General features: G+C 40.6%; 14 protein-coding genes. 10 read left to right on the top strand and 4 right to left on the bottom strand.

The window, feature by feature from the left end; genetic code table 11:
* Position 1 precedes the first annotated feature (1 nt).
* The 5 genes from HW120_RS01525 (at position 2) to HW120_RS01505 (ending at position 6,671) form a co-directional block, all read left to right on the top strand.
* On the top strand, positions 2–682 hold the full coding sequence (locus tag HW120_RS01525; RefSeq protein WP_177730125.1) for a glycerophosphodiester phosphodiesterase: 681 nt from the start codon (positions 2–4) through the stop codon (positions 680–682).
* Positions 679–1,890 (top strand): BaiN/RdsA family NAD(P)/FAD-dependent oxidoreductase, encoded by a 1,212-nt coding sequence (locus HW120_RS01520; protein WP_177730124.1) that lies wholly within the window; start codon positions 679–681, stop codon positions 1,888–1,890. The genes HW120_RS01525 and HW120_RS01520 overlap by 4 nt, the downstream gene beginning before the upstream one ends.
* Before the next feature lie 88 nt (positions 1,891–1,978).
* On the top strand, positions 1,979–4,546 hold the full coding sequence (locus HW120_RS01515; protein WP_177730123.1) for a ligand-binding sensor domain-containing protein: 2,568 nt from the start codon (positions 1,979–1,981) through the stop codon (positions 4,544–4,546).
* Between the two features lie 102 nt (positions 4,547–4,648).
* On the top strand, positions 4,649–5,812 hold the full coding sequence (locus tag HW120_RS01510; RefSeq protein WP_177730122.1) for a T9SS type A sorting domain-containing protein: 1,164 nt from the start codon (positions 4,649–4,651) through the stop codon (positions 5,810–5,812).
* 220 nt (positions 5,813–6,032) lie between these two features.
* A complete protein-coding gene (locus tag HW120_RS01505; RefSeq protein ID WP_177730121.1) occupies positions 6,033–6,671 on the top strand; it encodes a fascin domain-containing protein in 639 nt (212 codons plus the stop codon).
* Between the two features lie 31 nt (positions 6,672–6,702).
* On the opposite strand, the gene HW120_RS01500 is transcribed toward HW120_RS01505, so the two are convergent.
* From HW120_RS01500 to HW120_RS01490, 3 genes are all read right to left on the bottom strand, one after another.
* Positions 6,703–7,224 carry a hypothetical protein gene (locus tag HW120_RS01500; RefSeq protein WP_177730120.1) on the bottom strand — a complete coding sequence of 174 codons (522 nt, stop codon included), beginning with the start codon at positions 7,222–7,224 and terminating at the stop codon, positions 6,703–6,705.
* 17 nt (positions 7,225–7,241) lie between these two features.
* Entirely contained in the window at positions 7,242–8,147 is a 906-nt protein-coding gene (locus HW120_RS01495) for an OmpA family protein (protein ID WP_177730119.1), read from the bottom strand.
* A gap of 115 nt (positions 8,148–8,262) precedes the next feature.
* A complete protein-coding gene (locus tag HW120_RS01490; protein WP_177730118.1) occupies positions 8,263–8,739 on the bottom strand; it encodes a TspO/MBR family protein in 477 nt (158 codons plus the stop codon).
* Between the two features lie 97 nt (positions 8,740–8,836).
* Here HW120_RS01490 and HW120_RS01485 point away from each other — a divergent pair, with 97 nt between their 5' ends.
* The 5 genes from HW120_RS01485 to HW120_RS01465 all read left to right on the top strand — a co-directional run bounded on the left by HW120_RS01485 (position 8,837) and on the right by HW120_RS01465 (position 13,312).
* On the top strand, positions 8,837–9,922 hold the full coding sequence (locus HW120_RS01485; RefSeq protein ID WP_177730117.1) for a diphosphomevalonate/mevalonate 3,5-bisphosphate decarboxylase family protein: 1,086 nt from the start codon (positions 8,837–8,839) through the stop codon (positions 9,920–9,922).
* 79 nt (positions 9,923–10,001) lie between these two features.
* The gene (locus HW120_RS01480) at positions 10,002–10,940 is read left to right on the top strand and encodes a mevalonate kinase family protein (protein ID WP_177730116.1); all 939 of its coding nucleotides are present in this window, start codon (positions 10,002–10,004) and stop codon (positions 10,938–10,940) included.
* Positions 10,941–11,006: 66 nt separating this feature from the next.
* Complete coding sequence (locus HW120_RS01475) at positions 11,007–11,927, top strand: geranylgeranylglycerol-phosphate geranylgeranyltransferase (RefSeq protein WP_177730115.1); 921 nt, start codon at positions 11,007–11,009, stop codon at positions 11,925–11,927.
* Between the two features lie 79 nt (positions 11,928–12,006).
* The gene (locus HW120_RS01470; RefSeq protein ID WP_177730114.1) at positions 12,007–12,906 is read left to right on the top strand and encodes a pseudouridine synthase; all 900 of its coding nucleotides are present in this window, start codon (positions 12,007–12,009) and stop codon (positions 12,904–12,906) included.
* Positions 12,907–12,949: 43 nt separating this feature from the next.
* On the top strand, positions 12,950–13,312 hold the full coding sequence (locus HW120_RS01465; RefSeq protein WP_177730113.1) for a nuclear transport factor 2 family protein: 363 nt from the start codon (positions 12,950–12,952) through the stop codon (positions 13,310–13,312).
* Positions 13,313–13,361: 49 nt separating this feature from the next.
* Here the strand turns inward: HW120_RS01465 and HW120_RS01460 are convergent, their stop codons facing one another.
* Positions 13,362–15,506, bottom strand: coding sequence for a M3 family metallopeptidase (locus tag HW120_RS01460; RefSeq protein ID WP_246297019.1), 2,145 nt, complete (start codon positions 15,504–15,506; stop codon positions 13,362–13,364).
* Positions 15,507–15,592 lie beyond the last annotated feature (86 nt).

The raw sequence follows: 15,592 nt of genomic DNA, 5'->3' as shown, positions 1-15,592 counted from the left end.
AATGATTCAAAAAATCGGACATAGAGGTGCAAAGGGATTGCTGGCAGAGAACACGCTGGAATCGTTCCGGAAGGCACTGGATCTGGGAGCTACAGCTATCGAGCTGGATGTTCATGTTACTGCTGACGGCGCAATTGTGGTGATTCACGATTTTACGGTAGACCGGACGACAAACGGTTTTGGTGAAGTCCATAAAATGACGGTAGCGGAACTGAAAAAACTGAAAGTGGAAACACTGTACCGCATTCCGTTACTGGAAGAGGTGTTTGACCTGATTGACCGGAAATGTTTGATAAATGTAGAATTAAAAGGTCACGAAACGGCCGGACCGGTCGTAAAACTGATCGAAAAATATGTTGCTGAAAAAGGCTGGACTTATGAAGATTTTATCGTTTCCAGCTTTCAGAAAGACGAGCTGAAAAAAGTAAAAGCGTTAAACCCTGAAATAAATCTGGGTGTACTCACGCAGGCCAGTGTGGAACAGGCTTTGGAATGGGCACACCAGTTATCGGCGAAAGCCATCCATCCGCATTTTTCACTGCTAACGGCAGATAATTGTAAAGAAGCCCGTGAAAAAGGCTATAAAGTTTTGACCTGGACGGTTAATAATGAGGAAGATATTCGCAGAGTCATCGCTTATGGCGTAGACGGAATCATCTCCGATTTTCCCAATAGATTATGAATTCCAATTTTGATGTAGTTATAATAGGTGGCGGTGCTGCCGGTTTTTTTACGGCAATTAATATCGCGGAAAACAATTCCCGATTAAAAATCGCGATCCTGGAGCGGGGAAAGGAAGTGCTTTCGAAAGTGCGTGTTTCCGGCGGCGGACGTTGTAATGTAACGCATGCCTGTTTTATCCCGAACGATCTGGTTAAGTTTTATCCCAGAGGCGAACGGGAATTAAAAGGACCGTTTCATCAGTTTTGTTCCGGCGATACGATTGAATGGTTTGAACGGCATGGCGTGGAACTGAAAATCGAGGAAGACGGAAGAATGTTTCCGGTTACCGACAGTTCGCAAACCATTATCGACTGTTTCCAGAAAGCGGTTAAACAACTGGGCATTCAGGTGCTGACCGGGCAAAGCGTGCAGTCGCTTTTTAAATCGGACGATTTCTGGAAAGTGGAAACCAATCAGGAAACGTTTGTAACGTCAAAAATAGTTATGGCAACCGGAAGCAATCCTAAAATATGGGAAGTGCTCAAAAATATGGGGCACTCAATTGTAGAACCGGTTCCGTCTCTTTTTACCTTTAATATCAAAGATACCCGTATTAAAGACTTAATGGGGGTTTCGGCTTTTGCTGCGGTTAAGGTTAAAGGAACCAAACTGAGCGCTGCGGGACCGTTGCTGATTACCCATTGGGGAATGAGCGGTCCGGGAATTTTACGACTTTCCGCCTGGGGCGCCAGAGAACTTTTTGCTAAAAATTACCAGTTTGTTTTACAGGTTAACTGGCTTAATGACCAGGATACCGAAGCAACACTGGAACTGCTGAAAACGCTCAAACTGGAACAGGCTAAAAAGCTGGTCGTGAAAAAATCACCGTTTGATTTTCCAAACCGTTTATGGGAAAGTCTGGCTTTTGCTTCCGGGATTTTACCGGAAACCAAATGGGCCGATTTGTCTAAAAAACAACTGAATGATCTGGCAAACCAATTAACAGACGGGCATTTCCAGGTAAACGGCAAAAGCACCTTTAAAGAAGAATTCGTTACAGCCGGCGGAATCGATCTGAAGGGAATCAATTTCAAAACCATGGAAAGCAAGGTGCATCCCAATTTGTATTTTGCAGGCGAAATCGTGAATATTGATGCGATAACCGGAGGGTTTAACTTTCAAAATGCATGGACGGGCGGCTATCTGGTAGCGCAAAACTTCGCGTAATGACATTTATTTGAAAATCTTGTTAAAAATTATGGGATTTTATTTTTATTTTAGTGCATCATTAACAATGCAGTAGAATAAAATATGTATGCCCTTTAAATTTCTTTTCTGCCAATTGCTATTTTGTGTGCTGTTTGGCCAGCAGCTTGCATCCCAAAATTACACGCTTAAAAACTTTACCCAAAAAGACGGCTTGTCCAGTAATGAGGTTTATGACGTTATTCAGGATAAAAACGGTTTTATGTGGTTTGCTACAGACAGAGGGCTTACCCATTATAACGGAAATGAATTCAAGCGGTTTGAGCCTAAAGATGGCCTGACCGATATTACCATATTTGATTTCTTTAAGCAGGATAACGGCCAGATCTGGTGCATTACACTCAATAATAAGCTTTTTTATATTCAGGACGGGACGGAAAAATTTATTCCCTATAAATACAATGCCGTCATCGAACGGTTTGTTAAGGAAAGAAGGCTTACGGCTTTTTTTATTGCAAACCTGGCTGTCGATCACAATAGCACGCTGCATCTTTTTATGACGAACGGGCATTATATCACGATTGATGCGAAGGGCAGGCTGGTTATCGAAGCTGATGTTGATGCGAAAAAAAGACCCAGTGAGCGGTTAGGTAAATTCTTCCGGTCAAAGAAGATCAACAGGCACCAGGAAATCAATTATTTTACCAATACGCCAACAGCGTTTCTCAGAACCGGGGAAATGCGGGCGATCCGGCGTATTTTAAGTTCCGGAAATGATTATATGGTTGTAATGACCGACGGATCGGTGTTTATACAAAATCGTCAGGGAGCAATCACCACGATTACCTACCCTAATTTTGAACCGATAGAAGGCGGAATTTATGACGAGCATCATTTCTGGATCGGGTATCGCGGTAAAGGAATGTATGTGTATGACTATAAGGGAACACTAAAAAAGAAGTATCTGGAAAAACATTCCGTAACCAAAATTTATGAAGACAGCTTTGGCGGATTATGGTTTTCGACTATAGATTCCGGAGTCTTTTTTCTGAAAAAAGAACAGATCAACAGCAATCTTTTAAAAGGGATTTATGTCAATTCCCTGACAAAGGATAACGACGGAAATTTATACACCGGCTGTTTTAACGGTGACATTTATAAAATTTCAGCTAAAGGCGATCTGGCGAGGGTACACACCGGATTGGTAAACAAACCGGCAATTGTGCAGTTTAATCCTGCCGAAAACCAGGTGTATTATGCTACGGATAACGTTCTTTTTACGTCATTTGGAAACCGTCTGGAATACTGCGGGGTACTAAAAGTTTCGGACGATACCAAAAAGATCATTGCTTCCCGGTTCGGGGTTTATAATGTTTTCGAAAATGAGAAAGAATTGTTTGCCGATACGCTTAACGTGAGGATTCAGGACATTTCGGAAGTCAACGGAAAATACTATATAGCCACTTTAAAAGGGCTCAAAATTGTCGATAAGGGCCGGCTTGTGGATAAGAAAGGCAAATTAGCCGATTACCGGATAGACGATGTGGATTATGAACCCGGGAAACAGCTTTTTTACCTGGCCAGTATGGGAGCCGGCGTTCTGGTTTATAATCCTAAAACCGAAAAAGTAATCACGATTGATAAGTCGGACGGACTATCCAACAATCTGGTTACAGAAGTGTATATAGAGGACAAAAATACCATCTGGGCGTGTACGAATTATGGTTTGAACAGGATACGGTTTCAGGAAAACGGCAGTTATACAATACAGTATTTAACTGCAGCCGACGGTTTGCCTGAAAACCAGATACGGGATGTGGAAATTATTGATGAAGTGATTCATATCGCGACCACCAACGGATTGTGCAGTTTGTCCAAAGCAGATTTTGAGCAGATCTTTTCGAAGCGGAATTATTTTTTGCGCTTAAAGACCATCGCCATAAATGCGGTCAAGCAGGTAACACCTCAAAAATTACTGGACTTATCCTATAATGAAAACCAGCTCGATTTCTGGATTGAATCCGTGTCCTTTAAAAATAAAGAACAGGTGTACCGATACAAATTAAAAGGACTGCATGACAAATGGAATTACACTAAGGACAGGAAAGTTTCGTATGAATTCTTACCGCCGGGAGATTATGAATTTATCGTTCAGATTTTGGAGGATAACCGCCTGTTTTCGGATGAAAAGATCATTTTACCAATACATATCAGCGAGCCGTTTTGGAAAAGAAGTTGGTTTATCTGTCTTATTATATTCTTAACCGCTGCGCTGATCTATGCTTTTTTTAAGATCAGGATACTAACCTATAACCAGGATATAATCCGGGAATTGTTACGACTGTGGGTGCGAAAAATAAAAAAGAAAGAAAAGTATTTTACTTTCCGGGAACAGGGTAAAGAAATCCGGATCAAGACCGATACGATACTGTATGTCAAATCATCCGGAAACTATATTGATGTCATCACCCGGGAAAGATCCTATACGATACGGTGTAAAATAGGAGAGTTTATCACCAAGGTGCCGGATTCTTTGGAATTTTTAAGAGTACACCGGTCGTATATTGTCAGAATCGACCAGGTTGCACAAAAAAATAAAAAAGCGGTATTTGTGAATCAGCAGGAAATTCCTGTCGGGGAAACCTATCTTGATGAACTGGATAAAATAGTTTTTTGATTTGTCACTTTTTTAAGTTATTTCGTCACAAAATGCGATTTTATTGGTAGTTCTGATGGGAATAAAAATAGTTTTGTGTTGTTAACTTAAAAAACACATAACATGAAAAAAATTATTTTTAATCTAAAAACAAGAGTTGCTTTTTGCTGTCTGTTTTTAATTTCTGCCTTTGCAGTGAATGCACAAACCCTTAGTCTGGGGACTACTAATGCCGTTAGTGTGTCGGGACCAACTATTTCCGGAGGAGCCTATAACTACAATGTTGTAATTCCTTTTTATGCAACCGATCTTACCGGGACATTCAGTTTAACTTATGCCAGCACTTATACTTGCGGACAGGGGTATTTTAAATACATCACCCTGAATAAAAGTACCGGAGCATTCGTTGCCAATTCCAGTAACAGTAATTCGGTTAGCATCGTGCCGGGAAACATGCCGGTTGGAACAAACAGCTATGTGATGCGTGTGTATTGTGCCAATGGAGCACCGGATCTGCCGTCAATACTAAAAGCAACGTTAAACATTAATATAACGGTAACAAAAGAGGCGACCCCTGCTGTAAACCTGTCATTTGCTCCTTATTGTAAATATGTAGCCCATTCGAATCCGCAGGTATACAGCGGTTATATCGGATTTAATGTTTCCGGGAATTATGCCAATGCTTCCAAGTTATATTTAAGAGTAACGAATACAGCTTCTGCCTGCCCGACAGCAGATTATCCGTTAACCTATTTAAATACGTCCGGTTCCGCAACGGCTACGGTTGGACCGGGAATGAGCTTCTATGATTGTGCTGCCAATACGGCCTATACGATTCAATTGGTCTACAAGAGCGGAGCAACCGTATATGTGATACCAAGCGGCAGTTACGGATGGACCAATTATACCTGGACCAAAACTTTTAAAAACTGTATGAATGTATTACAGCCGGATCCGGGACCATTTGAGCCGGCATTCGGGAAAACGGCTGCTACAAACGAAATGGCAATTACCGATCCTAACGATCAGAACAGAACCAATAAAAAAGGTAAATACAGCCTGTACCCAATTCCGGTTACCACTACGTTGAGTGTACTTCCTGTAGAAGATGGCAAGCTTGTTAGCATCCGCGTTTACGATTTTAACGGCATCGCTCAGGTGTCTAAAGTGTTGGATAGCAAAGCAGGTTTGCAGCAGCTGGATGTTACTGCGCTGAAGCCGGGTATTTATTTTGCACAAATAGAAACCAGTGAGGGTGTTTTTGTAGAAAAGATCGTTAAGAATTAAAGATAATCCTGTGAAAAAGGCGGTTCATACGAACCGCTTTTTTATGAAACAAGCATAGTAAAGAGTTTTAGGGCAGTTGGTGCACGATTATTTTTTTAACAGGAAAAAACAAAACGTTTTTCGTCACTATTTTATATGGTATTCATCACAAAGCATTGATTTTAAAAGGATTTTTGTGTTTTTGAAAATAGTTTTGCAGCATTAACCTTAAAAACATTTTATGAAAAAAATTTCAAAATTATTGCTTGTTTTAGCCGTAGGACTTATGGCTTCCTGCCAAACAGAGGATGTAACTTCTGTACAAAATGATGAACTTTCCGGGACACAGGAAAAAACAGGAAGCCGTTACATGAGTTATGGCGATGTGGTGACAATAAACTACAATCTTACCCGTAAATTTCTTACGGCGGAATCCAATGGGGATGCTACGATCAATAAACTATGGAATACCACAGCACCGTGGCTGAACGATGTTTGGATGCCCTGGACAAAATTCAAAATTGTAAACCCGAATAATGTGAATTCTACAGCCGAAGTGAAAACCGGGGATGAAGTTGCGTTCCGATCTTTGCAGAATAATATGTATTTAGTAGCAGAATCAGTAGATGATGATGTGAATGTAAACAGAACGGCTATAGGACCATGGGAAAAATGGAGAGTATATCCGCCGAGTAATGTAACCACAGGAAAATCGGTTTTCTACAGTTCGGTTGGTTACCTGGCTTCGGTATCGCTTTTATCGGTTTGGGATAAATATTTGCGTCCGGATGCTGCTAATAATGCTAAAGCAGGTGCCGGTTTTGACCCGACGGTTAGTGTATTGGCAAATGCCAATTGTTTTACACTATCGAAACAATAATTGAAAAAGGCTGTCAAACGACAGCCTTTTTTTATTCTTTTCCTCCATCCAGCTGTTCCTGCCAGTCTTTTAGTTCCTGCCATTTTCCTTCATAGGCCATACGTGCCTGACGCGGCCAGGTAGCAGGATTGTGAATGGCGAAACGTTCGCCGGCTTTGTGTAAGATCTCATTGCACCGGTCTACCGATATTTCGGAAAGTGCCTTCCAGGAAAATATGCCGGAAGTGTTGAATAATTCTTCTATTTTCGGACCGATGCCTTCAATTATTTTTAAGTCGTTTTCCACTATTTTTCTTCCGAAAACAGTAGCGGCCACAGTACCGTCAAAAGGTACTATAGCAGCGGCAAAGCCCATGGACGAACCGGTTCCTTTTGCTTTTAAAGCTTCCAGTTCGGCGGAAAGATTTACGGATTTTGTACGGCATTTGTCTAATTCATGCTGTAATTGCTTAGTGTTATCGTTTTTTGAAGCGCTCACTTTTCCAAGTAAATAGCCTAATAATGCGCAGATTAAGCCTACTAAAATCGGGATGATTATACAAGGTGTATTCATAGTTTATAAATATTAGGTTAGTTAATTTTTACAACAGTTCGTCTGTTTTTTGCCTGTCCTTCTTTAGTGGCATTATCCATTAAAGGATTATCCGGGCCTTTTGAGGTGCTGTTTATTTTTTCGGCAGCAATGCCGTTATTTACCAGATAGCTTTTGGCAAAATCGGCGCGTTTTTGTCCCAGATGGATATTGGTTTCCCTGTTGCCGACATTGTCGGTATAGCCCACCACATCGAGTTTGGCATTTTCCACATGATCAATATAGTGGAGCATGTCGGCTACTTTCTGACGGTCTTCTGCCGTTAAATCAATCTGGGTTTGCCCGGTATTGAAATAAAGCGTTAACGGGCTGGCGTTGATTTTCTCTTTTAAAGCCTTCCAGTCTGCTGCCGGAGTGGCGGTTGCTGCTGCCTGTTCCAGAACGGTAAAAGCAACCGGGCCGAATAAAGTGTCGTTCGTGATGCTTAAATCGTCTTTTACTTCACCGTTTATTTCAATTTTGGCCGATGAAATGCCTTGGGCAACAAAATAATTCTTCACATCATTTGCGCGGGCGAAACCTAAATTAGGGAACATGGAGTTATTGACTTCGTCTTTTGTGGCAAAACCGGTAATTTTAAGGGTATTTCCACCCTTGTCAAAGAGTGTTTTGAGGGACGTGATCCCTAAGTTGATCGAGTCGTTTACCGGAAGTAATTTTTTAAAATCATTCTTTAAAAAGTTGAAATTGCTTTGGGTGGTAAAGTCTATTCCGTTGCCTTTTAATAAAAATGGAGATGTAGGAGGTAGATTGTCCTGAACTGTTGCAACGTCTTTTTTACAACACGCCCGGTCACAATTCATACAGCAAAGTCTGTGATATAAGAAACAACCGATAATTATGGTTGCCAGTATACCGAGAAGATAGGTGGCTTTTTTTGACATATCGATTAAATTTGAATGTTTAAATCAAATTTAACAAAAAATACCCATTATGTTTTAAATAAAAGTTAAAAAGATAATTTTTTAATTATTTTAATCCTTTGAAGTTGAATATTTTTTATTTGTTCAGCAGCCATATATTGGCATTTAAAACGCCTGCAAAAGTAACCCAGGCTAAATAGGGCAATAATAAATAGCCGGCAATTTTATTGATTTTCTTAAACTGTATATAGGTTTCGTAGATCATCAGCCACAATAAGATCAGCTCTACCATAGCGAGAAGGATGTTGTGCAACCCAAAAAACAGGTACGACCATAAAGCATTCAGCGCGAGTTGGATCGCAAAAAAGATCAAAGCCTTTTTAACGGCTTCTTTTTCAAAATCAATCCGGTTCCATACTAAACCGGCTGCAATGCCCATCATAATATATAAGGTTGACCATACCGGAGGAAATAACCAGTTGGGCGGATTGAAAGATGGTTTTACCAAAGTAGGATACCATGTTTCAATACTGGCGCGGGTAACAATGCCGGAGAAATAACCGATAACCAGACAGGTAACAACAACCATTAAGATGCGGGTGATTTTTTTCATGATGCAGATTTTGAGCTTCAAAAATAAGCTAATTCTGTCGAATTTTTCCAATTAAAGAATATCTCAAAAAAAGTATCTTTGCCTAAATTTTTGATTTATGTTTTTAGAAAAGGATTTTGTTTATCACGCTGCGTTGACAACAATTGATAGTGGAAGTTTTGAGTGGAGTGCACCCAGTAATATTGCTTTAGTGAAATATTGGGGGAAAAAGGACAACCAGATTCCGGCCAATCCTTCAATAAGCCTAACCCTTAACAATTGTAAGACGGTAACCAAACTGGCTTTTGCAGTAAAAGAAGACAAAACAGCTTTTTCTTTTGACTTGCTGTTTGAAGGAGCGGTAAAAGAAGCTTTTAAACCGAAAATCCAGAAATTTTTTGAGCGTATCGAACCGTATTGTCCGTATCTGAAAAACTTCCATTTCACAATAGATACCTTAAATACATTTCCGCACAGTTCCGGTATTGCTTCTTCCGCATCGGGTATGGCCGCTTTGGCGATGAACATCATGAGCCTTGAAAAAGCCTTGAATCCGGAAATGAACGACGATTATTTTTACCGGAAAGCCTCTTTCCTGGCGCGATTGGGTTCCGGAAGTGCCTGCAGAAGCGTAAAGGGAAGTGTTGTGGTATGGGGAGAACAAAAAGATATTTCCGAAAGTTCCGATTTATACGGAGTGACTTTTCCTTCGGAAGTTCACGACCATTTTAAAAATTACCAGGACACGATTCTTTTGGTGGACAAAGGCGAGAAACAGGTTTCCAGTACGGTAGGGCATGACTTAATGTTCGGGCATCCGTATGCCGAAAGACGCTTTGAACAGGCGCATACCAATCTGTCGTTAATGAAAACCATCCTGGAAAACGGCGATGTGGCAGAATTTATTAAAATTGTGGAAAGCGAAGCATTGACGCTGCATGCGATGATGATGACTTCGATGCCGTATTATATACTGATGAAACCCAATACGCTGGAAATTATTAACAGCATCTGGAAATACAGGAATGCTACCGGTATTCCGGTTTGTTTTACGTTAGACGCCGGTGCAAATGTACACGTGCTTTACCCTCAGAATGTAAAGGAAAAGGTGCTGGAATTTATTACCAAAGAATTAATTGGCTATTGTGAAAACAGTCAGTACATTTGTGACGAAATTGGAACGGGATCCGAAAGGATAAAATAAACCATTTTAATAAAACTTTTTCAGTACCTTTATACTAATATTTCATTGTATAGCGTTACTAAAAGCAGGAAACAGAACTATGAAAGGACCACTTTTTTACTCAAAAATTTTACTCTTCGGAGAATACGGAATCATTAAAGACTCTAAAGGCTTATCTATTCCTTATAATTTTTACAACGGAGCTTTAAAAGTTGCTGAAAACCCAACGGAAGAATCTGAAAAATCCAATGCAAGCCTGAAACGTTTTGCATCTTATCTGGATGATCTGCAGGAAGAATATCCGGAATTGGTGACCTTTAATATAGCGGCTTTAAATGCCGATGTGGAACGCGGTATGTACTTTGATTCCAGTATCCCGCAGGGATACGGAGTAGGAAGCAGCGGTGCTTTGGTAGCGGCGATTTACGATAAATATGCCCATAATAAGATAACGGTTCTGGAAAACCTGACCCGTGAGAAACTATTGCAGTTAAAAAATATCTTTGCCCAGATGGAATCGTTTTTCCATGGCAAAAGCTCCGGTCTGGATCCTTTAAACAGTTATTTGAGCCTGCCGATTTTAATTAACTCAAAAGACAATATCGAACCAACGGGAATTCCGTCGCAAAGTACGCAGGGCAAAGGTGCTGTGTTCCTGATTGATTCCGGAATTGTAGGCGAAACTGCCCCGATGGTGAATATCTTTATGGAAAACCTGAAAGATCAGGGATTCCGAAAAATGCTGAAAACACAATTTGTAAAATATACCGATGCCTGTGTGGAAAACTTCCTGCATGGCGATATGAAATCCTTGTTTTCGAACACCAAAAAACTTTCCAAAGTGGTGTTGAATAACTTTAAACCGATGATTCCGGAGCAATTCCACCAGGTATGGCAAAAAGGAATCGATACCAACGATTACTACCTTAAACTGTGTGGTTCCGGCGGTGGCGGTTATATTTTAGGATTTACACAAAATCTGGAAAAAGCTAAAGAATCCTTAAAAGATTATAAACTAGAAGTGGTTTACCAATTCTAATTCGTAACTTTTTTGCGTTATTTGGAAGACGTTCCGAATATCGAGAACTTTAACTGCTAGCCTATAATGCTTACCCGTAAATCCAAATTGACTTTAATGAAAATCCTCAGTTTGTTTTCTGTGGTACGTGGTTATAATATTCCTGTAATAGTTTTAGCACAATATTTATCGTCAATTTTTATACTCGCACCCGAAGAACGGGCGCTGGACATTATATTGGACTGGCGGCTGTTTATCATTGTGTTCGTGTCGACGTTAAGCATTGCTTCCGGTTACATCATCAATAATTTTTATGATGCCCAGAAAGATTTAATCAACCGTCCCAACAAATCCATGCTGGACCGTCTGGTAAGCCAGAAAACCAAACTAAAGGTTTATTTCGGACTTAATTTCCTGGCAACCGCTTTGGCTTATATTGTTTCCTGGCGTGCCGCATTTTTCTTTGCAACCTATATTTTCCTGATCTGGTTTTATTCCCACAAGCTTAAAAAATATCCGATAATCGGGAACCTTACGGCAGCATTACTGGCCGTATTGCCGTTTTTTGGAATACTCCTGTATTTTAAAAACTTCTACCATGTGATCTTCGCCCATGCCGGCTTTTTGTTTTTACTGATGCTGATCCGGGAAATGATCAAAGACCTTGAAAATATCAAAGGCGATGTCGCTTCGAACTACCAGACAATACCGGTTCGTTTCGGAGAAAAAATATCCAAACAGATCATTACCGTATTAACGATAGCCACAATTTTACCGGTTTTTATCCTGGTTGAAAAATATGATGTGGGTTATATGGACATCTATTTTTATGTAGCCCTGATCATTCTGATGTACTTTATCCGGCTGTTATGGAAATCGGAAACACAGCGCCAGTACATCCAGCTGCACAATATTTTAAAATCACTTATTGTGGCAGGAGTGTTCTGTATTGTGCTGATTGATCCTACCGTTTTGGTCAATGGGAAGAAACTGCTTTCCTGCCTGTAAACCCTATTTCCATCTTTAAAACATACTTTTTCAGTACACAACGAGATAAATACTATCTTTGCAAAAATTTTTTAGCGAAATGAATAACGGAAAAGGAAATAATAAAAGAGGTACTTCATCGGGAAAACCAAGTTTCGGGCCTAAAAAGGCTAAGCCATCGGGAGGTTCTTCTTTTAAGAAAGATGATAAGAAAGGTGGTTTTTCAAAACCAAAACCTTCTTTTGACAGAAAACCAAAGGCACCTAAAGCTCCAAAAACACCAGGTAATCCGGACGAAATACGTTTAAATAAATACATCTCTAATTCCGGAGTTTGCTCCCGTCGTGATGCGGATATTTATATCCAGTCCGGAAACGTAAAAGTTAACGGTGAAGTGATCACAGAAATGGGATACAAAGTGAAACTGAATGATGTGGTGAATTTTGACGGAACGGTAATCACTCCTGAGAAAAAAGAATACATCCTGTTGAATAAACCAAAAGGATTTACAACAGCCGGCGACGGTGATGTAAACACCAGCAATGTACTGGATTTGGTGCGTAATGCTACAAGAGCAAGATTGCAGGCGGTAGGGCGTATGGATAAAACAACCACCGGTTTGTTATTGTTTACCAATGATACCGACATGGTTCGTAAATTCACGATCCCGAACCAGCGTTCTTCAAAAGTATACCAGATCTCATTAGATAAAAACCTGAAATACGAAGACCTGGAAAAAGTGGCAGGCGGACTGACAATAGAAAATCACCGTGTTTTTGTAGAAGAGATCTCCTATATTGAAGAACAGCCAAAGAGTGAAATCGGGTTAAAAATGAAAACATCCAACGTAAAAGTAGTACGTTCTATCTTCGAACATTTGGGATATGATGTTTTAAAAGTGGACCGTGTTGTTTTTGCAGGATTAACGAAAAAGAACCTGCCAAGAGGAAACTGGCGTTTCTTAACAGAACAAGAAATTATCAATTTAAAGAATATATAATGATAAATCCTGAAGCGCGCTTCGGGATTTTTTTACACCTTTTATGACATCTGAAACATTACAATCGATTGCTTTTCGCTGGTTTGAAGCTTTTAATACCAAGCAGCTTGACAAATTGTTATCCTTATATGACGACGACGCAAAACATTTCAGCCCGAAATTAAAGATCCATCAGCCGGAAACCAATGGTCTGGTGGTAGGAAAAGAAGCAATGCGTGCCTGGTGGCAGGATGCTTTTGACCGTTTGCCAGGTCTGCACTATAAAGTAACATCGCTTACGGCCAATACCGACAGGATTTTTATGGAATACATCCGACAGGTAAACGGAGAAGAAGATATGCTGGTTGCAGAAGTACTCGACGTTAAAAACGGAAAAATAATCGCTTCCCGTGTGTATCACGGATAAAACATAAAAAAAGCCCCGGATATCCGGGGCTTTTTTTATGACTGCTTTCTTAGTTCTTTAATAACTTCGCGCCATTATTAAGACCTCTTTTGTTTAATAAAGGAGTAATATTAGGCTCTTCACCTCTGAATTTTTTATACAAAATCATCGGATCTTCCGTTCCGCCTTTTTCAAGGACATATTTACGGAACGCTTTTGCTTTTTCCTGGTTGAATAATGTCGTGCTTTTAAACGCTTCAAAAGCATCCGTGTCCAACACACCGGACCAGATATAGCTGTAATATCCTGCCGAATATCCGCCGGAGAAAATATGACTGAAGTAGGTACTTCTGTAACGCGGAATGATCGCACCGGTCAACCCGATTTTTTTCATTGCATTGGCTTCAAAAGTATTGGCATCCTGGCTGATATTCCCGGTTTGGGTATGGTATTCCATGTCCAGTAAAGAAGCTGCTAAATATTCTACCGTAGCAAAGCCCTGATCAAAAGTTCCTGACTTTTGTAATTTTTCGATCAAAGCATCCGGGATTACCGCTCCGGTCTGGTAATGCTTCGCATACATTTTTAATACTTCCGGTTCGGCAGCCCAGTTTTCCATTACCTGCGATGGTAATTCTACAAAATCTCTCGGTACCGCAGTTCCTGCCATACTCTGGTAGTTCACATTCGAAAGCAATCCGTGTAAGGCATGTCCGAATTCATGGAAAAAAGTAGTTGTTTCGTCAAAAGTTAACAAGGTAGGTGCATCTCCCACCGGTTTGGAATAATTGCAAACAATGGAAATTACCGGAGGAATACGTTTGCCGTTTTCCATGCGCTGCGGACGGTATGAAGTCATCCAGGCACCGCCGTTTTTAGAAGAACGGGAATAGAAATCCATATATAAGGTACCCACTTCCGTGCCGTCCTTTTCCATAACTTTCCATACCGTAACATCGTCATGGTATTTTGGAACATCTTTCAGTTCTTCAAATTTTAAACCGTATAGGTTTTCCGTAACCTTAAAAATCCCTTTCTGAACATTGGCTATGCTGAAATACGGTTTTACTTCCTGTTCATCCAGGTTGTAACGCTCCTTGCGGATTTTTTCGGTATAGTAACGCCAGTCATACGGCTGTACCTCACCGGAAACACCGTCGGCAGCCATCATTTTTTTAATATCTGCCGTTTCCTGTTTGGACTTCTCCAAAGCCGGTTTCCATAACTTGTTCAGCAATTCTGTCGCTTTTTCAGGTGTTTTGGCCATACTTTCTTCCAGTACGTAGGCTGCATGGTTTTTATAGCCCAATAAGCGTGCTTTTTCACCGCGAAGATTTGCCATCTGGATCACGTTCTGTTTGTTGTCAAACTCATTGTTGTTGTTACCGCGATTCTGGTATGCGGTCCAGATTTGTTTGCGCAGTTCGCGATTGTCTGCATATTGCAGAAATGGCATTACGCTGGAATTGCTCAGAGTGAACACCCATTTGCCTTCTTTTCCGGCCGCTTTAGCCTTGGCAGCAGCAGCAACGATTAATTCATCCGGCAATCCGGCCAAGTCTGCTTTTTTGTCGATAACCAATTCGTAAGCATTGTTTTCTTTCAGGATGTTGTTTCCGAATTTTAACGACAATAGGGACAGCTCACTGTTGATCTTACGCAGTTTTTCTTTATCGGTTTCCGATAAATTAGCGCCGCTTCTCACGAAGGCTTTGTATTTTTTCTCCAGTAAACGGGTTTGTTCCGGAGTGAGTTTCAAGGTTTTTTGAGTATCCCAAACTGCTTTTACACGCGCGAATAATTTTTCGTTCAGGTAAATGTTATCGTTGTGTTTGGAAGAAATAGGCGCCATTTCCTGGGCAATGGTCTGTAACTGGTCGTTTGTATTGGCAGAACTCATGTTGCCGAAAACGGTCGCCACCCTGTTTAATAACTGTCCGGCATTTTCAAGTGCCAGTATGGTATTGTCGAAAGTCGGTTTGGCCGGATTGTCTGCAATGGCATCGATCTCTTTTTGATGCACTTTGATACCTTCCAGCAATGCCGGTTTGAAATGTTCGTTTTTTATTAAATGAAACGGAGGAACTTCATAGGGAGTGTTGTAGGCTGCCAAAAGCGGATTGGTCGGGTCTCCGTTTTTTTCAGACCTATCGTCATTCCCCGAAAGCAGGGACATTCCTACGGTAGTAAGAATCAGAACAGTTTTTGTAATCATGAGGATTATTTTGATTAGTTTGACATGTAAAAATAACAGAAAAAGCCATAAGAGCAGATTCTCCAACATTTTGTTAACGAATTTTT

Origin of the sequence: Flavobacterium inviolabile (assembly GCF_013389455.1) — a bacterium.
GTDB classification, from domain to species: domain Bacteria; phylum Bacteroidota; class Bacteroidia; order Flavobacteriales; family Flavobacteriaceae; genus Flavobacterium; species Flavobacterium inviolabile.
This window is presented reverse-complemented; position numbering and strand designations above follow the sequence as displayed.